Source organism: uncultured Streptococcus sp. (genome assembly GCF_963528215.1).
Taxonomy (GTDB): domain Bacteria; phylum Bacillota; class Bacilli; order Lactobacillales; family Streptococcaceae; genus Streptococcus.
This window is the reverse complement of record NZ_CAURVL010000013.1, coordinates 1-22,334: the sequence shown is the minus strand read 5'-3', so window position 1 is coordinate 22,334 and position 22,334 is coordinate 1. Positions and strand designations below refer to the sequence as shown.

Annotated in this window: 17 protein-coding genes; 6 read left to right on the top strand and 11 right to left on the bottom strand. The window is 42.0% G+C overall.

Annotated elements, in window-relative coordinates:
* Positions 1-17 precede the first annotated feature (17 nt).
* Both RWS24_RS06635 and RWS24_RS06630 read right to left on the bottom strand, forming a co-directional pair.
* Positions 18-1,295, bottom strand: a complete 1,278-nt coding sequence (locus RWS24_RS06635; protein ID WP_314366231.1) for a pyrimidine-nucleoside phosphorylase — start codon at positions 1,293-1,295, stop codon at positions 18-20.
* 1 nt (position 1,296) lies between these two features.
* On the bottom strand, positions 1,297-1,884 hold the full coding sequence (locus RWS24_RS06630) for a class I SAM-dependent methyltransferase (RefSeq protein ID WP_314366230.1): 588 nt from the start codon (positions 1,882-1,884) through the stop codon (positions 1,297-1,299).
* Positions 1,885-1,978: 94 nt separating this feature from the next.
* Here RWS24_RS06630 and coaA point away from each other — a divergent pair, with 94 nt between their 5' ends.
* From coaA to RWS24_RS06615, 3 genes are all read left to right on the top strand, one after another.
* A complete protein-coding gene (gene coaA / locus RWS24_RS06625) occupies positions 1,979-2,899 on the top strand; it encodes a type I pantothenate kinase (RefSeq protein WP_314366228.1) in 921 nt (306 codons plus the stop codon).
* A 70-nt stretch (positions 2,900-2,969) separates the two neighbouring features.
* Positions 2,970-3,206: a 30S ribosomal protein S20 gene (gene rpsT / locus RWS24_RS06620; protein ID WP_002895661.1), complete on the top strand. Its 237-nt coding sequence runs from the start codon at positions 2,970-2,972 to the stop codon at positions 3,204-3,206.
* A gap of 57 nt (positions 3,207-3,263) precedes the next feature.
* Positions 3,264-3,785 carry a DNA topology modulation protein gene (locus tag RWS24_RS06615; protein WP_314366226.1) on the top strand — a complete coding sequence of 174 codons (522 nt, stop codon included), beginning with the start codon at positions 3,264-3,266 and terminating at the stop codon, positions 3,783-3,785.
* Between the two features lie 14 nt (positions 3,786-3,799).
* Here the strand turns inward: RWS24_RS06615 and RWS24_RS06610 are convergent, their stop codons facing one another.
* Entirely contained in the window at positions 3,800-4,375 is a 576-nt protein-coding gene (locus tag RWS24_RS06610; protein ID WP_002895666.1) for a TetR/AcrR family transcriptional regulator, read from the bottom strand.
* A gap of 134 nt (positions 4,376-4,509) precedes the next feature.
* On the opposite strand from RWS24_RS06610, the gene RWS24_RS06605 reads away from it, so the two are divergent.
* Both RWS24_RS06605 and RWS24_RS06600 read left to right on the top strand, forming a co-directional pair.
* Positions 4,510-5,352 carry a DegV family protein gene (locus RWS24_RS06605; RefSeq protein ID WP_314366223.1) on the top strand — a complete coding sequence of 281 codons (843 nt, stop codon included), beginning with the start codon at positions 4,510-4,512 and terminating at the stop codon, positions 5,350-5,352.
* A gap of 104 nt (positions 5,353-5,456) precedes the next feature.
* Complete coding sequence (locus RWS24_RS06600) at positions 5,457-6,230, top strand: XRE family transcriptional regulator (RefSeq protein WP_314366222.1); 774 nt, start codon at positions 5,457-5,459, stop codon at positions 6,228-6,230.
* A gap of 82 nt (positions 6,231-6,312) precedes the next feature.
* Here RWS24_RS06600 and RWS24_RS06595 read toward each other — a convergent pair whose 3' ends face one another.
* The 3 genes from RWS24_RS06595 to RWS24_RS06585 all read right to left on the bottom strand — a co-directional run bounded on the left by RWS24_RS06595 (position 6,313) and on the right by RWS24_RS06585 (position 11,787).
* Positions 6,313-7,950 (bottom strand): hypothetical protein, encoded by a 1,638-nt coding sequence (locus tag RWS24_RS06595; protein ID WP_314366220.1) that lies wholly within the window; start codon positions 7,948-7,950, stop codon positions 6,313-6,315.
* Positions 7,940-8,683 (bottom strand): ABC transporter ATP-binding protein, encoded by a 744-nt coding sequence (locus RWS24_RS06590; protein ID WP_125445124.1) that lies wholly within the window; start codon positions 8,681-8,683, stop codon positions 7,940-7,942. Before RWS24_RS06590 ends, RWS24_RS06595 begins: the two co-directional genes overlap by 11 nt.
* A gap of 152 nt (positions 8,684-8,835) precedes the next feature.
* Positions 8,836-11,787, bottom strand: a complete 2,952-nt coding sequence (locus RWS24_RS06585) for a CocE/NonD family hydrolase (protein ID WP_314366218.1) — start codon at positions 11,785-11,787, stop codon at positions 8,836-8,838.
* Between the two features lie 179 nt (positions 11,788-11,966).
* On the opposite strand from RWS24_RS06585, the gene RWS24_RS06580 reads away from it, so the two are divergent.
* Positions 11,967-13,436 (top strand): alpha-amylase, encoded by a 1,470-nt coding sequence (locus RWS24_RS06580; RefSeq protein WP_314366217.1) that lies wholly within the window; start codon positions 11,967-11,969, stop codon positions 13,434-13,436.
* Between the two features lie 45 nt (positions 13,437-13,481).
* On the opposite strand, the gene RWS24_RS06575 is transcribed toward RWS24_RS06580, so the two are convergent.
* The 5 genes from RWS24_RS06575 to RWS24_RS06555 form a co-directional block, all read right to left on the bottom strand.
* A complete protein-coding gene (locus RWS24_RS06575) occupies positions 13,482-16,340 on the bottom strand; it encodes a MucBP domain-containing protein (RefSeq protein WP_314366216.1) in 2,859 nt (952 codons plus the stop codon).
* A gap of 12 nt (positions 16,341-16,352) precedes the next feature.
* Positions 16,353-17,468, bottom strand: a complete 1,116-nt coding sequence (locus tag RWS24_RS06570; protein WP_314366214.1) for a glycosyltransferase — start codon at positions 17,466-17,468, stop codon at positions 16,353-16,355.
* A 98-nt stretch (positions 17,469-17,566) separates the two neighbouring features.
* Positions 17,567-18,604, bottom strand: a complete 1,038-nt coding sequence (locus RWS24_RS06565) for a M42 family metallopeptidase (RefSeq protein WP_314366212.1) — start codon at positions 18,602-18,604, stop codon at positions 17,567-17,569.
* Between the two features lie 210 nt (positions 18,605-18,814).
* Positions 18,815-21,214, bottom strand: a complete 2,400-nt coding sequence (locus RWS24_RS06560) for an SHIRT domain-containing protein (protein ID WP_314366211.1) — start codon at positions 21,212-21,214, stop codon at positions 18,815-18,817.
* A gap of 411 nt (positions 21,215-21,625) precedes the next feature.
* Positions 21,626-22,334, bottom strand: a 709-nt coding sequence (locus tag RWS24_RS06555; RefSeq protein ID WP_314366208.1) for an FtsX-like permease family protein, incomplete at its 5' end; no start/stop codon positions are given.

Sequence of the window (22,334 nt, the reverse complement as noted above, 5' to 3'; positions counted from 1 at the left end):
GTTGGCTTCTCCTAGAATTAAGCAATAACCTCGATAATCTCGCTTACTGCAACGCTTTCATCACCTATTTTAACATTTTTTTGAAAATCTGTAACTAGTTCTTGAGAAATTTTTTCATTTGAATAAATTTTTGCGAAAACTTCTCCAATTTCGACCTTGTCTCCGACTTTCTTTTCGAAAACAATTCCTGTTTCATAATCTAAGTCGTCAGATTTAACTGCCCGTCCTGCTCCAAGTCTCATGGCAAAGAGGCCGAATTCCATAGCAGGCAGTTCAGTGATATAACCTGCCTGTTCTGCTTTCACATCTACAATATAAGCTGCACTTGATGGACGATAGAGATCTTCCAACTCGCCACCCTGGGCTGCAACCATAGCTTCAAATTGCTTCAAGGCAGCACCGTTGGTCAGCTGTTCTCTCACTTCTTCCACCGTTTTCTCAACATCTGCCAGTCCAAGCATAATCTGAGCCAACTCACAAATAAAAGTTGTGATGTCTTCACGGCCCTTGCCCTGCAAGATATCCAAGGCTTCCAAAATTTCCAGCCGATTACCGATGCTGGTTCCCAAAGGCTGACTCATATCTGTCAAAACTGCAACTGTTTTTCTGCCGACAGCCTTGCCCAAATCCACCATGGTACGTGCTAGGACACGAGCATCATCCAGATTTTTCATAAAGGCGCCTTCACCAACCGTCACATCCAGAAGGATGCTATCGGCACCAGCTGCAATTTTCTTACTCATGACAGAGCTGGCTATCAATGGAATGGTATCAACTGTTGCAGTGACATCGCGCAAGGCATAGAGTAGCTTATCCGCCAACACCAACTGATCTGACTGACCGATTACAGATAGGCCGATTTCCTGCACCTGCTTGATAAAGTCTTTCTGACTACGCTCTACCTGAAATCCTTTAATGGATTCCAATTTATCAATGGTTCCTCCAGTATGGCCCAGCCCACGGCCGCTCATTTTAGCAACGGGAACACCGAAACTAGCCACCAGAGGTACCAAGACCAGAGTTACCTTATCACCAACACCGCCAGTAGAATGTTTATCTACTTTTATTCCCGCGATTTCTGACAGGTCAAACTGCTCTCCAGTTCCAACCATGGTCATGGTTAAATCCGAAATTTCCCAAGTCGTCATGCCCTTAAAATAGACAGCCATCGCAAAGGCTGCCATCTGATAGTCTGGCACAGTCCCATCCACATAGCCCTCAATCAGCCACTGGATTTCCTGACTGGTCAGTTCAAGACCATCTCTTTTCTTTTGGATAATATCTACAGCACGCATCCTATTTTTCGCTCCTTAGTATATAGTAGCCTTTGTCTTTCTTAACAATCTCACAGTTTCCAAAAACAGCTTCCATCTTCGACTTGGCACTGGGTGCTCCCTGCTTTTTCTGAATCACAAGGGTCAAATCACCGCCTTCTATCAAATGCTCATAGCTTCCGCCGATGACTTCGTGCACGACTTGCTTACCAGCACGAATAGGCGGATTACTGATAATATGGTCGAAAATGCCACTGACCTTTTCATAAACATTTGACTGGAAGATATGAGCAGATACCTGATTCCTCTCAGCATTCTTCTGAGCCAAGTCCAAGGCCCGCTGGTTGATATCTACCATGGTCGCAGCCACTCCGTGCGCTTTGGCTAAGGTCAAACCTAATGGGCCATAGCCACAGCCAACATCCAGCACCCGTTCTTCAGCTTCAAAGTCTAAGACAGACAAAAGAACCCGACTGCCATAATCAATCATCTTTTTACTGAAGACACCAGCATCTGTCAAAAAAGTTAGCCGCTGTCCTAACAGTTCTACATTTAATTCATGAATATCATGTTTGGCATCAGGATTTTCTGCAAAATACATTTTAGTCATACAACCATTTTATCATAATTTTCCTAGATTTGTAAATCGTTTTCATTTCTCCAAAAAGTATGTTATACTAAAGTCCATCATACAGGAGCAACTTATGACTAACGAATTTCTTCATTTTGAAAAAATCAGCCGCCATACTTGGCAAAACCTGCATCGTAAAACAACTCCGCCTCTGACCCAGGCCGAGCTTAACTCTATCAAGAGTTTCAATGACAAGATTAGCTTGCAGGACGTGACGGACATTTACCTCCCCTTGACCAATCTCATTCAAATTTATAAACGTTCTAAGGAAGACTTGGCTTTTTCCAAGGGGATTTTTCTACAAAAAGAGAGCCGGAAACAGCCCTTTATCATCGGAGTTTCTGGCAGTGTGGCCGTTGGGAAATCCACCACCAGCCGGTTGCTGCAGATTCTGCTTTCTAGAACTTTTTCAAATGCGACAGTCGAGCTAGTTACCACAGATGGTTTTTTATTTCCGAACAAAACCTTGGAAGATCATGACATTTTAAACCGCAAGGGTTTCCCAGAAAGCTATAATATGGAACTGCTTCTTTCCTTTCTGGATAGCATAAAAAACGGACAGGATTTCCAAATTCCTGTCTACTCGCATGAGACTTACGATATCGTTCCTCAAGAAATGCAAGAGGTAAAGGCAGCCGACTTTGTTATTGTCGAAGGGATTAATGTTTTCCAGAATCCACAGAACGAGCGCCTCTATATGACAGACTTTTTTGACTTTTCAATTTATGTCGATGCAGAAGTCGAAAATATTGAAAACTGGTATCTGGATCGCTTTAAAAAAATGCTGACGTTGGCTGAAAACGACCCAAAAAACTACTACCACCGCTTCACCACGCAATCAGAAGAGGAAGTAGTAACCTTCGCCCATAATGTCTGGAAAAGCATTAACCTTGTCAACCTGCTAGACTACATTGAGCCAACCCGCAATCGGGCAGAAATTATCCTGCACAAAGCTGTAAATCATGAAATTGATGAAATTTACTTAAAAAAATAAAAAAGCTTGTCAAATCCTAACTTTTCATATATAATTAGATAGTTAGTATTTTCAATGGAGGTGAAACAACTTGGCAAACATTAAATCAGCTATCAAACGCGCTGAATTGAACGTGAAACATAACGAAAAAAACTCAGCTCAAAAGTCAGCTATGCGTACTGCAATCAAAGCATTTGAAGCAAACCCATCTGAAGAACTTTTCCGTGCTGCTAGTTCAGCTATCGATAAAGCAGAAACAAAAGGTTTGATCCACAAAAACAAAGCAAGCCGCGATAAAGCACGCCTTTCAGCTAAACTTGCTAAATAATGCATACAAAGGGAGCTCTCAGGAGCTTTTTTTGTTTCTCACATAAAGGAGGTAGGGATGAAAATAGCAATTATTGGTTATTCCGGTTCTGGCAAATCCACTCTAGCAGCACAACTGTCCAACCACTACTCCATTCCCAAACTTCACATGGATACATTGCAGTTCCAACCCGACTGGAAGGATAGCGACCGTGATTGGATGAGTGAACAGATGGATATTTTTTTGTCAAAAAATACCGACTGGATCATTGACGGCAACTACTCTTGGTGTTTTTATGAACGTCGGATGGCAGAAGCCGACCAAATCATCTTTCTAAACTTCTCTCGCTGGAACTGCCTTTATCGAGCTTTCAAACGCTATCTAAAATACCGTAATCGAACCAGAGAAAGCATGGCTCCCGGCTGCCCCGAAAAGTTTGACTGGGAGTTTATCTGCTGGGTCCTCTGGAACGGACGGCGTCAGACTGCACTGGCAAGATATAAGAGAATCCGACAAACTTTTCCTCAGAAATTCTACGAATTAAGAAATCAAAAAGAACTGACCAACTTCTTACAGAAGCTAAAAACAAGCGAGCCTTAATGACTCACTTGTTTTTATTTGATTTTCTTTTTCTGCGGGAAAAGAGGTAGGCCTAAAGAAGCTATTTTTTCAGCTGGAACCTTCATCCCGTCCTTAATCCACTTGGAAAGAACGGAAACAACTGCCGAACTCCAGAAGGAATTCATGTAAGAATTAGTCGTTTTCTTAGCATTGCGATTGCGCTTTTCCAAAAAGTCAAATACGGCCTGAGTCAGCAGCTTTTCAAAATTATAGTCAATGGCTAGACTGATAACTCGAGCTTCTTTCTTGGCTTCCTTAAAAAGAAAAAGCCAAATCTGATACATCTCAGTTTTAAAGTTAAACTCTTCCAATTTATCCGTAATACCTTGAACAGTGTTTTTGAAAATTTCTTCAAGAATCTGCTCCTTAGAGCTGTAGTTGCGGTAAAAGGCAGCGCGGGAAACTCCAGCTCGCTCAACCAGCTCTGAAATCGTGATTTTTTTGAGTTCTTTCTTCTCCAACAGCTGCATGAGAGAAATTTCCAGAGACTCTCTCGTGATTTGATTGGATTCCTGATTGTATTTCTTTAAATTCGCGAGTGATTTTTCCGATATTTTCTTTTCCGACATAACAATTTCTTCCCTCTTGTCTCAGCTGACAGTTTCCGCTTTCTAGTAAGCATCCTTCATGTTATAATTTTAAAAAAAGACAGGTTTTTTGTCAATTTTTTTATTGTACATACTTGACAAAAAAGGAGAAAAATATGACTTGGAAAATTATAGCTGACTCTGGCTGTGACTTTCGTGAAATGGCAAACTTGGCCAAAGACACTCAATTTGAAAGTGTTCCCTTGACCATTCAAGTGGAAAATGAAATCTTTGTAGATGATAAGCAACTTGAAATTGACCTGATGATGGAGAAGATGTATGCTTCTTCTGCTGCTTCAAAGTCTGCCTGCCCTAGTCCAGATGACTATCTCAAAAGCTTTGAGGGAGCTGATAAGATCTTTGTGGTGACTATCACTGGAACTCTATCTGGCAGCAATAATAGTGCACAGGTTGCTAAGAAAATCTTTTTGGAAGAACATCCTGACGCACAGATTCATGTCATTGATAGTCTTTCTGCTGGCGGAGAGGTGGACTTGCTTGTGACTAAACTCAATGAACTCATTCAGCAAGATCTCAGCTTTGATGAAGTCGTTGAAGTCATTAGTCGCTATCAAGAGAAAACCAAGCTTCTCTTCGTTCTGGCAAAGGTAGATAACTTGGTCAAAAACGGTAGACTTAGCAAACTTCTGGGAACCGTTGTCGGCTTGCTCAATATACGCATGGTCGGTGAAGCTAGCCAGACCGGCACGTTAGAGCTTCTGCAAAAGGCACGCGGTCCGAAAAAGGCTCTTGCTTCTGCAATCGAAGAGCTACTCAAAGCTGGTTACAAGGGTGGCCGACTCATCATCGCTCACCGCAATAACGAAAAGTTCTGCCAGCAATTTAGTCAGCTGATACAAGAAAAGTATCCCCAAGCTCAAATCGAAACGGTGCCAACTTCAGGACTCTGCAGCTTCTACGCTGAGGAAGGCGGAATCTTAATGGGCTATGAAATTTAATACAGCTTATAAAAAAGTAAAGGATTAGGCTAAGATAATTGACCTAATCCTTTACTTTTTCGATTTAATTCGCTATAATAAAACCAAGTAAAGGAGTTGATATTATGGCCAGAGGACGAGGCGCAGCAAGCCCCCAAGACAAGGAAGCAAGTCTTCTCATTTCGAAAAAACTTAAAGAACTTCTCAAGGAAACAGGTAAGAAACAAGTCGAGCTATCTCGTGAAACAGGCATTCCTGCTAGTACGTTGACTGGCTATATGAAAGGGACATCTCTGCCTATCGCAGCCAATCTAGAAAAGATTGCAAGATTTTTTGAGGTAGAGGTTGAAGAAATCGACCCTCGTTATCGCCTCATCGCAGACATTCCTCAACAATTTCCCGATTTAAATCGTATTTATCAACAACTTGACCAAGACAGACAGGAACAAGGATTAAAGTTGCTGGAAACCTGCCTAGCTGAACAAGAAACACATGCCGGCTTAAAGGACGACTACTTCCCCTACTTGGTCCATGAGAATTACTATCTCTCTCAGCATAAACCAGATCAGGCTGATTTGGTCTGGCTGGACAGAGAAATTGACTACGATATTGCTCTTTGGGTACGAACAGACTCTCTTGAGCCCAAGTATCCGAGAGATTCCGTAGCGCTAATCAAGCAGACTCATTTCGAGCTTGCCGGTGCAATCTATGCTATTGACTATGACGGCCAAACCATTATCAAAAGGGTTTTCAATGATCCAACAGGAATTCGCTTAATTTCCCTTAATAAAAAATATAGTGATAAGTTTATCCCGCATGAGGAAGAGCCTAAGCTCATCGGCCGAGTCATGGCGACTTTCATGCCACTGGATGTAGAAAAAATAAAGAAAAACAAATAACAGCTCTGCAAATGTACAGAGCTGTTATTTTTATGATTATCAGTCAAAAAATCAGAAAGTCTTTCGACTTCCTGATGCTCTTTTAATAAAATACTGCTAACTCTTCATTCAGCTTTTTCATGTAGTGTTTGTGGACTATGTAAGACAACACAGTTAATCCTACTAGAACTAGAGCTACTATCGTATAAATTACCAGAGGCGCAAGAACATTGGATATAAAGAAGAGAAGAGTAATGACAATCAACATTCCTAAAATCAGGGCGATAGCTAGAAGAGTTTTCACCATATTATTATCTCGGCTCATCAATTCTGTGACATTGGACCAATTGATCACGAGATGCTTATAGTCTCGGTAGTAACCCCAAGAACTCCACATTAGACTAATCAAGGCCCAAACAATCACCATGCCCAAGAAAGTCACTGGATGCATACCGGAAACAAGGCTGGTTATCAAAAGCAAGGTCAGAGGCAGGATAGACTGGACAGCAAAGAGCTGCCAAAACTTCAGACGAATATATTGCTTCAAATCAAAGGGGAGAACCTTGAGATAATCAAAATTTTCCCTTTCCAGAGAAATCCCAATAGCCGTGAGGTTGCTACCGCCTGAGTTTAGTGTTGCAATCAAAACAGCCAGGGCCATCATTGGCAAGAGGAAACGTGGTCCCAGATAAGAAGTCAAAGACAGGCCGCCTTGTATCATCCCCATTCCCATACTGAAAATGACAATGTAAGGGAGAAAGGCCGACATAAAAATGGCCTGCATAATGACAGAACCCTCGCTCAAGAGCCTGATATTGTAGCGCAAGACAAACTTTTTAAGATTTTTTGCTTCCGCAATATTGATGTCATGCACGCGCTCTCGCTTTCCTACTGAAGAGCCCGTCATGAGAGCTGCCTCATAAAATTCTGGAATTACCTTAGTCTTTACGATAAAAAATAGAAGAGCCGCAACTGCCACCCATCCCAAAAATCCCAGCAAGGAAGCTGCACGAAAAGGATGAAGAATAAAATCATAAAAGGCCTGAACTGGAGGGAAGAAAGCTTTAACCTCTGTACGATTTATGACGCTTCTGCTGTTCATTTGATTAATCATAAAATAGAGGAAAAAGGATCCGACGGAAACAAGAGCCAAAATGACATTGGACAGGATGGTCTTGTACTTTCTGAAAAATGCTGTCTTGGTAATAAAGTGGACGGCAATCAAAATCAGAAAGGTGATGACCGAACTTAAAATCAGAATAGCAATCAGAGCCAAGGGCAGGCCCAAGAAAGGATTACCACCTTGAAAAGCCAAAACCAAGAAATAACTGAACATAGGCAAAATGGCAATCAGCAAGGTCAGGATAACCGAAATGCTTTTGCCGACGATGATTTCTGCTTCGCTAAAAGCATAGGGACGGTAAGATTGCAAGTCCTTGCTTTCATAAAATACATTGTAAAAGACCAGAAAGCCCTGAGACATAGAAAAAAGAGCAAAAGCAGAAACCAAATTGGCAAAGAGACCAGGATTACCAACCAGTTGGTTCAGGGAGCCCATCAAACCGAAAAGAAAGAGATAGACCAATCCTAAAATCAGATACATACGGATAGCCTTCAGCGATACATTGACCTTGCGCTCAGGATTCTTAGCTTGCATCTTGCGGTACTGTTGCAGCTGAGACGGCTGAATAGCGTAGAGGATGTTGATATCAACAAGTTTTTTTATAGCTTTAATGCGCATCTGGACTCACCTCTTCTCTACGGCCTGCCAGACTAAGATAAATGGTTTCAAGAGACTGTTCTGGATGTTGGCCTTTTAGTTCTTCAATAGTTCCGTAGAAAATCAATTTCCCTTTTTTGAGAATGGCCACCTTATCACAGAGCTGCTCTGCAACTTCCAAGACATGGGTTGAAAAGAGAACTGTATTTCCTTTATCTGCATGCTGGCGCATCATCTGTTTGAGGTCAAAAGCTGCCTGCGGATCAAGACCGGTCAGCGGCTCATCCAGCACCCAAATATCCGGGTCAGACAAAAGCGCCGCTATGACGAAGACTTTTTGTCTCATACCGTGAGAGAATGAATCAATAACCTCATATCGATGAGAACCAAAGTCAAAAATATGGAGCAGATTTGCCAGTCGCTCTTCGACTTCTGCATTTGTCATATCGTAAGAAGTCGCTACCAGCTCCCAGAACTCATTGGCAGTTAGGCGCAAAAATAAATCTGGTGAGTCAGCTACATAGCCGATTTTTTTCTTGACTTCCAAGCGATTAGCTGATAATTCTTTCCCATCTACAAAAATCTGTCCACTACTAGGATTGATGACGCTGACCAATGACTTAATGGTAGTAGATTTTCCGGCGCCATTGTGACCAATCAGACCGACGATTTCTCCGCTTTGCAAGGTCAAATTCAGCTGATTGAGAGCTACCGTTCCTTCATAAACTTTAGTGACATCTTTAAATTCAATCATAAGAGAGCTCCTTTACCGATTTCTATACAGATTAGTATACTCTTTTTGCGCCTTTTTGTCTCGTCTCTGCCTAACGATTGCTACAAGATAAAGCTAAAAGCAGCTGAACTTCATCTAACTATGAAATTCTTGCTGCTTTTCGAACAGAGCCACTAACGTTGTGAGTGTTTCTTTGCTAAACTAGATAAGCCTAGTGTGCTGATCAGCAGAGCAAGACCAAGATGCAGAATTCCCTTATCTGAATTGCTGCCAGTTTCAGGTAAGGCAGCTGGAGCTTGCTGCTTGCTTATCTTCTGAACTTTTCCTACTGCCTGTTCATAATGTTCTGCATAGTGAACCACCACCTGAACTGATGGAGCCTCTCTACTTTCCACGTTATCTAAGATATACTCAGGAACTTCTAAAATTGCTGGTGCGACTAATTTCGCACCAATAATCTCTGGTAGAGCTGCATAAGCTGTATCAAGAGCATTCGGTATATAGTTTGCCTTTTGCAGGCGACTAGCTTCCAAAGTAGGTATTAGGGCACTGATGGAGTCCGTCTTGAAAGTCACTTCATATTGACGATCAATTTTGAGGTCGCTTGGGTCGTATGTGTTGAAAACCAGAGCCAGCTTATGGCCTTTTTTCACCGTATAGAGATTAGGCTGCAAATAGACTGTATAGTCGTGGAATTGACCAATTTGAGGATCAATACTATTTTGCGAGCTGGATGGTGTGTAGCCCGATTCTGGATTAGTCAGATTGACCCAACCTTTGGCAATGACTTTGTATTTGGTTTTGACAGTCGCAAAATTTTTGATATCCATATTGCTGAGATTGCTGCCCATCCAGAAGCCGTCTTTCTGACTTTCATCACTGGCTGCTCCGTTTCCAACCACATTAAACTCTTGGTCTGATACATCTACTAGGAGAGCATTGACTTGCAGATTACTGCCGCCCCCCTTGGCAAGAGCAGCCTTGAAATGGACTGGGATATGTCCTTTAATGGTCATATCCTCTTTGACATCTGTCATAAAGGTCAAATTAGCCTTAGAAGAAGCTTTGCTAACCGCTTCATCACGCTTGCTGGTATCAATTCCCGCTCCTGCGTAGTCACTGGAAATCGTTTCTTCTAAGCGCTTGGACTGAGCTGTCAGAATCAAGCGATTACTGCTTTTCCAGTTATCATAACTGGTCCATTTATTTGGATCATAGTTATTTTGCGCCAAAACAGCAGGAAGTTTGCTAACATCATTTTCCACATCATAGAGGTAATGAGAGAACCAAGTATTGAGCAGGTCATAAAAATCTTGCTTGTTAGCTGTAATACCAAAGCCTCTAGATACGGCAGCAGGATTGATATGATTCCCTTGGTGAAGATAAAGTTTCACATCTTGACCGGCTTTTTTTAGCGAATCATACATGAGCTCAAAGTGTTTGGTTTTGACATTGTCATCATTCAAACCATGCACTAGCAGGGCACTGGTCTTTATCTTTTCTGGATGCAGTGTATAATCCCGTTCCTGCCATACCGGACTATAGTTACGGCCGTGCGCATTCTGGTCCTTATTTAACTGATTGATGTAGGCAGCATACTTGTTACTGATAGCAGCCCAATCTTTTTGATCCAGCAACCGTGTAGCGACATAGAGAGAAAGCCAAGATAAATCACTGTAGGGAGGATTGGTGTAAGCCGCCCCTTGACTATTGAAATAATCATACCAGCTGGCAATTCCAGCAGCTGGAACAATGGTTTTCAAGCCTTCAACACCAGTCGTGGCCACACCGAAAGTTGTCGTACCAGCCCAAGACAGACCAGTCATACCGACCTTTCCATTAGCCCAGTCGGCCTTGATTTCGATATTATTAGTCCTATCTGTGTAGGCCGTTCGTTTACCATTGACCCATTCGACAATATTTTTAAATGCTTCAATTTCTAAATCTGAGCCAGTTGTATTAAAACCCTCAGAACCTTTTGTTCCTAGACCAGCGCTTGAAACAAAAGCATAGCCTCGGACGAGGAAATAATCATACCAGTTCAAGTTTTCATAGTCATAGATCGCCTCATAAGGACTGTAGTAATACCAATCCGATGACAATGCTCTTTTTGCTGCATCAATACTGCTCATACTAGAAACTGGCTGGCGCTTAGATGGCTGATTACGGAGGCTCTTCATGTCATAAGAACCGTTTGTCGGCAGATTGAGACTTTCCAGTGTCACATGGTCTTCATCTAAGGTTCCAGCGACATAAGGCCGGGCTTCCAAAATTGTCGCAGCCTTATAATCACCCTTAGCAGCTGCTTTAGGAAGCTGCACAATAGCCTTGACCAAATCTCGCTTACCGTCACCATCCGTATCGTGGTCAGTCTCTACATAGACAGGGAAACGAACAATCTCACTGCCTTCATAAGTATACTCCTCATATCTATCTTCACCACTACTATATGGAAAAATTGGTTGTGAACGACCATTCAAAAAGAGGGGCTCTTTCTTTTCAGACCGATAGGCATCATGCAGTCGCTTGGCAACCGAATACATAGATTGCAGATTATCACCCTGGACACTGGCTGTCAAATCAGCTTCTTTTTCAATCATCCCCAGACTCTTTGCAAGATTTGCTCTGTCCTCTGCACTGCTGCCCAACTGAGAATCACTGACTGCTGCCCATTTGAGCAATTCATCTACAGCCTCTTGCAGGGTTATTTCCTTATCAGCGAGGGAAGGGTTTGAAAGGCCGCCAGTATAGGCAGACAAATCTTGGCCTTTCACAGCAGTTGAGCCAGCGGAAGGCGCTGAGCTGACATCTTTAGCCAGAGCCAGAAGCTCCTGCTCCTGCGCTTGGCTAAGGCTAGGTGCTGCTTCATCAGGCACAAGTGGTGCCTTTTCTTGCTTTTCCGAAACCGGTTCTTCTAAAGAAGTCTGACTTGCAGTTTCTACTGCCGTTGATTGTTGATCCTGAGAGCCAGTTTCAGAAGCCTTTGCAACTGTTTCTGTCTTGAGATTGTCCGTGCGCTCGCTACTAGCTTGAGTCGCCTCATCCGCCTGAACAGCTTGCGCCAATACCAAAGGTGCAAGTAACAAACTTGGTAAGAGTAATGTAACTAGTCTTTTCTTTCTCATAAAGACACCTTTCCTTAGATAAAATCTTTTATAATAAGCCCATTATACTATGTAAGCGCTTTTATTTCAATCTATTCTATCTTTTATCTATGGAAATGTCAAAATATCTATAGAAGCAGAAAGACGCAAACGATTGCGCCTTTCTGTTTCTTTTGGTACAATAAAGCCAATCAGTGAGAATGAAAAGGATAATTTATATGGAAAACCAAACCTTAATGCAGTATTTTGAATGGTATCTGCCAGATGATGGTCAGCATTGGAATCGCTTGGCAGAAGATGCCCCAAACCTAGCAGACAAAGGAATTCGCAAGATCTGGATGCCACCCGCTTTCAAAGGAACCGGCTCTAATGACGTTGGCTATGGTGTTTATGACCTTTTCGATTTGGGAGAGTTTGATCAAAAAGGGACAGTCCGCACAAAGTATGGATTAAAGGAAGAATACCTTCGAGCGATTGAGGCACTTGCTCAAAACGGCATCGAAGCTATTGCGGATGTTGTCCTCAATCACAAGGCCGCAGCTGACTATAAAGAGCGCTTTACCGTCGTTGAAGTTGATCCTAACGACCGCACAAAGATCTTGTCAGAACCTTTCGAGATTAAAGGCTGGACTAAGTTTGTCTTCCCAGGCCGCAATAAAGCCTATAATGACTTTGAATGGCACTGGTACCACTTCACCGGCACTGACTATGATGCCAAAAACAACAAGTCAGGCATTTTTCTCATCCAAGGGGACAATAAAGGTTGGGCAGATGATGAGCTAGTGGACAATGAGAATGGTAACTACGACTATCTCATGTATGCGGATATTGATTTCAAGCACCCCGAAGTCATCCAAAATCTCTACGACTGGGCTCATTGGTTTATTGAAAGCACTGGTGTACATGGCTTTCGCTTAGATGCTGTTAAGCATATTGATTCCTTCTTTATGAAGAATTTCATCCGAGATATTACTGAAAAATACGGTGACGATTTCTATGTCTTTGGGGAATTTTGGAATAGTGACGAAACAGCCAATAACGATTATCTAGAAAATATTGACTACCGCTTTGACCTAGTCGATGTTAAACTTCATCATAATTTATTTGATGCCAGCAAATCTGGAGCAGATTATGACCTGCGAACTATTTTTGATCAGACACTTGCAAAGAATCATCCTGAATCAGCTGTAACCTTTGTGGACAACCACGATACTCAGAGAGGTCAGGCTTTGGAGTCTACCGTCGAAGAATGGTTCAAACCAGCTGCCTATGCTCTTATACTTCTAAGAGAAGCTGGATTGCCCTGCGTCTTTTACGGAGACTACTATGGCATTAGCGGTGAATTTGCTCAAGAGAGCTTTAAGGATGTGCTGGATAAACTCCTAGACATCCGTCTCAATCTAGCCTATGGTGAGCAGACCGACTACTTTGACGATGCAAACTGTATCGGCTGGACTCGCCAAGGTAAGGACGATGATGGTCAGCCAATCGCTGTCCTTATCAGCAATGGCCAAGCAGCCAGCAAATCCATGCTGGTCGGTCCGGAATGGGCTGGAAGAGAATTCAGCGACTATCTAGGCAACAGCTCTCAAATCGTGACGATTGACGAAGAAGGCTGGGGAGAATTTCCAGTGGAGGAAAAATCAGTTAGTGTCTGGAGTGTTAGATAAGTCACAGCAAAAATATGGAAATAAAAAAATAAGACCAGATTGGCCTTATTTTTTTCGTTCTTTCTTAGAATTTAGTAAGCCAACAGAAGCCAAAAGGCTAATAATTGCTGCTCCCAAGAATGATGAATTTGTGTTTCCAGTATTTGGTAATTGATGTTTGGACACTCGAGACAGAACAGGAGTAGTCTCAGAGTTCTCAACCCTTGCAGGACTCTTCTGCTCAGAAGTTTCTGTTCCCAAAGCTATTTGAGCCTTCGTTTTTGGCGCGTATACATAAGTTCGAACGCCATTTGCATCCGTTACAGAAACAAAACCATATTTTTCAAAATCCTTTGCATCAAGCAAACCAAATTCTGCCGCTGCCAATGGACGTCCATCTACATCTAGGAAACGAGTGATTTCAATAGCCGGTTTGTCCTCAACCGGAGCATCTTTCGGTACTTCATACACGCTGGCGCGATAGACATGGGTACGAATGCCGTCCTCGTCACTGCTGGATTGGTAGTCATAGCCGGCGATTGTCTTAGACGCCACTAAACCGAGTTCTGGATCTGATAGCTCTTGACCTGATTCATCTACAAAGCGAGTCATTTCTAAGACTGGTTTCTCTTCTCGTGGAGCGTCTGTCGGCAGTTCATGCACACTTGCGCGATAGACATGAGTGCGAACACCATCTTCGTCGGTGCTGGACTGGAAGTCATAGCCAGCGATACTCTTAGACGCCACCAAACCGCGCTCAGGATCTGATAACTCTTGACCAGTTTCATCTACAAAACGAGTCATTTCTAAAACTGGTTTCTCTTCTCGTGGAGCGTCTGTCGGTAATTCATGAACACTTGCGCGATAAATATGAGTGCGAACACCATCTTCGTCGGTGCTGGACTGGAAGTCATAGCCAGTGATACTCTTAGACGCCACCAAACCGCGCTCAGAATCTGATAACTCTTGACCAGTTTCATCTACAAAACGAGTCATTTCTAAAACTGGTTTCTCTTCTCGTGGAGCGTCTGTCGGTAATTCATGAACACTTGCGCGATAAATATGAGTGCGAATGCCATCTTCGTCGCTGCTGGACTGGAAGTCATAGCCGGAAATACTCTTAGACGCCACTAAACCTTGTTCAGGAGCTGATAACTCTTGACCGCTTTCATCTATAAAGCGGGTCATTTCTAAGACTGGGCGCTCTTCACTTGGTGCATCATTTGGAAGCTGGAACTGGCTTAGTTCATACTCATAGACGATTTCTTTGGTTCTTCCTGCTGCATACTCTCCCGATTCAGCATCATAGACAGTTAGCCGAGATTTATAAGTATAGAACTTATTATTATAGGAAATTAGAGGTTTAGGACTGACTGTGTATCTAGTCTTAGCCGGCTTCTCATCCATAATGGGGTTAGCAATAGCATGCCCCTGCTCGTCTTGGTAACGGACAAGAACCTTGCCCGGTCCGGTCTCTCTCTCATTAACCTTCTTAACATCCGAAACTTTAAAGACGAAACCTTCAGCTTTGACCGTTCTGAAAAGTTTATCTAGCTCATCTTTATTAGGCGAAAAACCAGTTCTTGAATAACCAGTTCTTGAAAAACTTGGTTTTACAATTTCGACTCCACCATCTGATGTCTCAGTCATGTCTGGGACACCCATAATCTCTATCGTGTAATCTCTATCAATATAATAACGAGTTTTATCACCCGGTTTCATCAGATACAGTTTATAGTGGAAGGTTTTAATATTGTTTTCACCAAACCAAGGCTTCACTAAAGATGGATTATTTCCTAACCAATCAATATAAACGATATTCCCATTCTCATGTACTTCACCGTACTCTTTCCATCTCCCGTTATAATTTCCTAAATCGGGGTAGAGTGGCATCATAGTGCTATAATCGAAAGGTTTATTACGCAAATGGTAACCTGCATTATCATAGTTTCGCGGATCCGTTTGCATAGCATTTACTCTGCTATTATAAAGGTCACGATACTCTTTCACTTCCTTCCCATTGACCAGCAATTTTTGAAAAAAAGGATTCATTAAAAAAGGAAAATTTTCAGTCCAAGCTTCTATTCGGAACATATCTGGATTTTCAGAAAGAATCTGCCTAATCTCTTGCCTAGATAGTACTCTATTATCAGAATTATCAAAATACTTTCTAGAAAAACCTATATCAAAGCTAACATTAGAATTCTCTAGCCAATATGATCGCCTCAAATAAGTACGACGAGGGATTGTATCGTCCAGCATCAAATCCAATTCAGAACGCGGAATAATAGCTTTTGGTATCTTCGCTACTTCTTCAGGTGTTGGATTTACATTCAATGTCGACTCCCACTTATTTAAAAAGAAGAGGGCCGTATCATTTTGGATAAGTGTTGCTCTTCGAGAACCTACATCCCTAAAATCCTCATCTCTAACTAGATTTAAATTTTCTACTTGTTTTAAATCAATATATTTAAAGACACCATCTATCTTACGGATAGCATAAGCACGATCATACTTTTTAGCTGCTTCTTGTATTTGTTCGTTTGACTGCATCTCCGGCATGACTGATGTGAAGTTTGCAGCCTTAGTTATTTCAGAGCTATTTTCCTTAGTATGATAGTCATAAAACTCTTGAGCTAATTGTTTGATTTCAGGCGAGACTTGGGCCACACCCTTCTCTCCTTCTTCTGAGATGGTCAGACCGGAAGCTTCCTCTGCTGGTGTATTTTTGATCGTTCCATCATTAGGCAGCTCTTGATTGACAGGAGGTGTCGTCTGGTTATTCTGGACTTGATTCCCCTCTGTTTCACTACTTACCTCCTCTGCTTGTACAGTCACTGCCATTGTCCCAGCAAGTAATAAGGACAGAGGAATTGGAACTAATTTCATTCCCATTTCTACTTTTTTCCCTAAAGTCTTTTTCATCTTCTTCTCCTTTTAATCTCCTATTTTAGATAATTTAAAAACTTTTTCCCATAGATTGACTAGTAATTCTTTGTGATAACGATTGGCAAGTTCTTTGGATCTTGCCGAAAACCCCCTCCATTCTTTTTCTCCAAATTGGCTAAACTGCTCCAGATAGGCAATATATTGATTAGCGTCATTTTGCGGTATCAGCCAGCCATTCTCTCCATGCTTAATATAAGCCTGATTGGCATAACGGACATCCAGACCTATCAGAGGCAAGCCATTGACCAAAGCCTCATAGAGTGATGTCGCAAAGGCTTCCGATAAGGAAGTGCTAATATAGGCATCATAAGCTTGATAAGGCGCCTGAGACTGATAGCCCTTAAAATGAACCATATCTTCCAAATCATTGAGCTGAACCACATCTTGCAGCATAGCCATGTCAGGACCATCTCCATAGATGTCAAGAGTAAACTGCCTATGGCCTTTAAATTTCAACAAAGCCATAATTTTCAGCAATAACAGAACGTTTTTCTCCTCAGACAAACGACTGACTGTCACCAAGTGAATCTCCTTAGGATCCAAGACCCTCTCTCTTGGATCTTGGACCACTTGATCTGCATAGGTGGTTGGAATAAAGAGCGCCTTTTCCCTCATCTCTTGAGGCAGATAAGCATCTTGGCCTTCCCCAACCAATATCAAAGTGTCTAATACATCCTGATCCAGCCAGCCCATCACCTTTTTATCTAACTCTTGCCCGAGGGCAATCATGTGATCCTGATGAAGGACGCGCGCTACATGAAAATCTTGTCCACGTCTCAAGAGAATATTTTCTGGAATATCCAGACGCTCCATTATCAGCCAGTCTTCTGGCTCAAGCTCCTCCTCAGCAAACTCCTGGACACTTCGTCCCCCTAACTCTAAACCTAGAAAACGAACCTTGGTCCTATCAATGCCCAAGACATCATAGCTTTCTAGCACTCTTCTCCTGGTACCGACATCACTATATATATCTGCATCCGCTTCAGAAACCCACAATTCATAAGGAACTTTCATTTCTTCAAAAAGTTCAAATCGATTGCGGAGGGCAATGTCAATCCCAAACGCTCTAGAACGGATACAAGCATCCACACAAACTACTTTCATTTTCTCCCTTTTAACCTAAAGTAATTCTATATAATAATATCTCACAACTTACAATTTTATGCAAGCGTTTCAGATAATTTTTTCTAAAATTTAATTGCTCACTCCACCAAGCCACTTCTCAGATAAGCATCGACCATACGCTCCGTCGCGATGACTGAATCAATATGGGTACGCTCATAAGAGTGGCTGGATTCGATGCCAGCGCCTAACAGGGCATGCTTGACTTCTGCTCCTGCGCTCATGGCTGCAGAGGCGTCTGATCCGTAAAATGGATAGATGTCCAGTTTGTAAGGAATGTCTTGCTCCTTGGACAAATTTACCAAATGCTGGCGGAAGCCATAGTGATAAGGTCCTGATGCATCCTTGACACAGATGGAAACCGTATACTCATCTGTCTGCTGGTCGTCACCCATAGCCCCCATATCAACCGCCAAATACTCCACCGCTTGCGCTGGCAGGCTGGAATTAGCCCCATGACCAACCTCTTCAAAGACACTGAAAGCAAAATGTGTCGTCACTGGTAGCTGAATATTTTCCTCTCTATAAATGCGCAAAAGATTGAGCAAAATAGCTGCGCTGACCTTGTCATCCAGAAAGCGGGACTTGATAAAGCCTGACTCAGTAACTGTGGTACGCGGGTCAAAGGAAATAAAATCTCCGACTTCGATTCCTAAATCCCGTGTCTCTTTCTCACTCGTCACCTTTTCATCCAAACGGACTTCCATATTGTCCTGAGTTCGCTCAACCGTCCCAGCATCCTTGTAAACATGGCAGGAAGTCTGGTGAACTAAGATAGTCCCACTGATAGTCTTTCCACTGCTGGCCACATGGACCAGACAGTTTTCTCCTTCAATCATGTTCCAAGGGAAACCGCCAATCCGATCCAGCTTGAGACGACCGTCAGACTTAATAGCTCGAACAATAGCCCCCAGTGTATCCACATGGGCAGTCACTACACGATGCTGGGCGTCATTTTCCCCCTTAACCACGACATGAACTCCGCCTTTATTGGTCCGGACAGGCTCATAGCCCAATCCTTCCAGCGTGTGTACCAAATAGTCTGCCACCTCAGCCGTAAAGCCTGTCGGGGAAGGGATACCCGTTAATTCTTGTAAATATTGAACAGTTTGATTCATGAATGTCTCCTCATCGTTTTTCTTTATTATAGCACAAAGAAAGCCTGAGCAAATAGATTTTCAGCAGGCTTTTAATGATTTTGAGAAATTTTGAAACCTCTACTTCTATTATTTCATTTCCATTCTTCCTCATAGAAAAGCTAAAATCATCTAGGTACAAAGACAAGAAAAAATCATCTCAGCTAGCTGAGATGATTCGTTTGGCTAATATTAATTAGCTTTTTTGAAACGATAGACAAGAGCTGATAAAAGAATCAGAGCAAATCCTGCTGCTATCGCAAAGATAGATGTTTCACTGCCAGTTTTCGGCAAAACTTTTTTGCCAGTTGCTGATCCAGTAGCATCTTTTCCATCTTTATCTGATGAATTACCTGGGTTTCTATCAGTCGAAACGCCTGGTTTGTCACCAGATGATGACGGTGGTGGCGGCGTACCTGGTCCTTGTGGACGTCTAGCTTCAAATGTCCATGTGCCTGTAAATTTGACATCTGCGCCTGCAATAGTTTTACTATCTGCGTCATATTTGAGGAATTTCCAAGTACCATCACTTGCTTCAACAGTTTTCTTAGCTGGCTGAACCGCTTGAACGGCAGCACCGTCTGCATATTCAGTGGCATCATTTGGTAACAATGCTGTGACTTCTGCTGGCAAGCTACGGTTCGGATCTGCGCTTACAAATTCATAAGTTGCCTTATATTTTGGTGCTGGAGTGAAATTCCATTTACCAGTAAATTTAAGGTCCTTGTCCGCAACAGTTTGTGCATTCGTTTCTGCATAGCCATCGAAAGTCCATGTGCCTTCAGTAACTGTAACACTTGTTTTAGCAGGTTGCTTAGCGTCTACATTAGTACCATTAGTGTAGCGATTAGCATCTGCTGGAAGCAAATCAGTTACTTCTTTTGGCAGATTTGGAAAGGCTGGATTGCTGCTGAGAAACTCATAGCTGACGCCATGGTCTTTATAAGTGTTTGTGAATACTGGATTATTGCCTTCGACGGTAGCTTCCAACTTGCCCTTGCTTGCGGTCACTGTGACAGTCACTGTATGCTCTGCGCTATCGTAGGTCACACCAGCTTCATTTCCAGCTACTTCCGTCAGCTTGTAAGTATAAGTGCCTTCTTTATCATAGTTGATTCCAAGGAACTTGATATCACCATTGGCATCGTTAGCTGCTTGAAGCTCCAAGTTATTTCCGCCAACCTCAGTCAGTTTGAAAGTATACTTTTCAGCTTCAAGTGCTTTACCATCCAGAACTTTCTTAGCGGTAATCGCTACAGTAGCTGGCTCTAACTTGTATGTATTAGTGAAAGTATCACGGTCATAGGCAACAGCCGCTGTCTTAACGCCGTTGTTGTCTGTTACAGTAACAGTAACATTGATGTCTGAATTGGCATCGTTTGTCACACCTGGCAAATTGCTTGCTCGTTCACGAATGATGTAGTTAAAAGTTCCTTCTTTTTTGAAACGAAGTTTCTTAAAGGTTACGGCACCAGCTTTATTGGTTACCGTTTGAACAACTTTATCGTTGTCATCCTTATTGATCAAATCAAAAGTAAATTCACCATCTGCCAAATTGCGGCCAGTCAATTCCTTTTTGACTTTGAAGATAACTTCATCCGAACGGGTACCTTCCCCGACACCATCAAGAGTTGTCAAAGGTGCGAATGGACGTGCTAACAAATCAGGCATCTTTTGTCCATTAGCCGTAACGGTTATATCGTTAAAGGCTTTTTTGGTCACCTTATCAACTGGCTCTGTCAAACGTGTCCGGTAGATAACATAAATACCTCTTCCGCTCAAATCCCCAGCATTAACTGTGAAATGATTGGAGTCTGTAATTGAAACGACATCGCTTGGGTTAAAGGATTTACGTGTGCCAGAAGCACCTTCCCACTCAGTAAAGTAGTAACCTGTAATCCCTGAATCTTCATCCAGCTCTTGACCTTCTGGAATGGCGTCCTCAATGACAACTTGACCAAGATTTTGGACATCGCGATTGACACGGATACGCCAGTTGACGTAGTTTGGATCCTTAGAATCCTGAACACCCCACTTGGAATAACCCTGAGGCTCCTCATCAACCTTGATTCGCTTCAGCCTATAGGTTCTAGCACCTGGGAAATTAACTTCTTGCTCTTGGTCATAAGGCATATTATCAGCCCAAACCACTGTGAAAGAAGATTGAATAAGCTTGGTATCTGGCATTTTCGCAAAATACTCAGCATTTGTGACAGTAATGGTTGCTGTATTTGTAACAGGATCTGTCACCAACTTAGCAACAACAGTGCCATCCGGTGCGCTTATATTTTCCTCCAAAGTTCGCTCAATTTTGAACTGTGATGGAACACGATAAACCATGGTATCACCATTATTTAATACTTTGCTATCTGCAAATGTATAGGTCGGTGCAATGTAAAATTTACCTTCACCATAGCCTGTATCCTTTAAAGGATTAGTATTAATAGTGACGTTTGTAGTTAGTTGATAGTCGCCATCACCTAACTCTGCAGCAGAAACCCTAGGACTTGAGCTTAACAAGGGAATAAAGGTTGATACCAAAAGCAGCAAAGTCATCAGAGCATGAGACACTTTATGATAAGTTTGTTTCACCTTGAATGCGGTCCTCCTTCTTTTTATATTTTATTTTCGACAAATGCTGGCAGGCACACCATCACTTGTCTACCCCCTCATTTTCAGTCGATTCTAAATCAAGATTTATTACCAAACTAAAAATGAATGTGTTTGTATATGATAAGCAAATATGACATATACATATCAATTATAACATAAAAATTATAATTTACGCTCTGTAAACTATAATTTTTATTAGCATTTTTCTATTCTTTGTCTACTTTCGTTACAAAAAAGTTACAGATTATTTTTTTAATCTAACTCGGATGGATTATTATTGATTTATTAGAAATAAATAGCAGAAAAAATACCTAGACTATAAAGAGTCTAGGGATTTTTTCCAGAATGTTTAGCTCTAATGGGATTTCGCTTATAAAAGGAGATTGATTATTATTCAGCTAACATAATCTCTTTGAGTGTCATTCGTCTTATTGCTTTGAAATAGTATGTGACTAAAAGTTCATATAAGATCACAAAGGCTAAAAAGGTGATTAAGAAATTATGAACATCAAATGAGTAGTCGGGGACACCCTGAGCATCTTTTACAATAACTTTAAGTAGTAACTTCATAAGACCATACTGATATACCGTCCCTAAGACAAAACCCAGATAAGCCACCAGACGATAACGAGTGAGAATAACTAGACTACATTCTTTTTGGCTATAGCCAAAGGCTTTCATGAGAGCCAGACTGGCTTTATTTTCTTGGACGACAGTGCCTAGACAAAGGAGCAAAATAGAAAGTGACAATAGAACGCCTATTCCCATCATCATGACTTGAATTGTGCCATCTATAAAGTCTTTCATTCCTAGGGAAAGCTGCATCATGGCTGCAAAAGAAAATGCTGCGAAGATAACAAAGAAAATCAATATTTTCTTTTTATAAAAATGAACAGCTCCCAACTCCTGCAAAAAAGCTTTATTTACGTTAGTTTTGTGATGCTTTTGCTTTACTTGTGCTAACTCTAATCTCTTCAGCAAATAAAGGCACGGCTGCTTCAATTTAATCAAAGCATAGCCGATTCCTAATAAGGCGAATAAGAGAGTCGGCAAGATGACCATAGCGAGGAACAATTGCCAATGAAAATGAATTTCAATG